1 protein-coding gene is annotated in these 272 nt (G+C 72.4%); it reads left to right on the forward strand.

All coding sequences use genetic code 11. The annotated features are described in order from the left end of the window. Positions 1-272: hypothetical protein (locus ACZ3HH_RS30020; protein ID WP_465810217.1), on the forward strand; the 272-nt coding region annotated here is incomplete at both ends.

Here is a 272-nt window from a genome sequence, read left to right on the forward strand (position 1 = left end):
GTACGCGCGGATCGCGGCGATCGACAGCCCGCGCGTCCGGCTGCTGCTGGACATCAGCATGCTCATGCCGGCGCTCCCCGTGTCCTACCTCGACGCTCTCTCTCGCGGTGGCGTGGACCCGGCTCTCGTGGCCCGCCTGCGCGACCACTGGCGTGAGCCCGAGACCCACGGCGCCGTCATCGACCACCTGCGGTCGGGGCGCGTCCCGGGGCCGGTGCACACGCTGTACATGAACCTGCTCGTCCGCTTCGGGCGCTCGGACATCGCCGACG

The organism is Pseudomonas sp. PME37.24/025 (genome assembly GCF_055556615.1).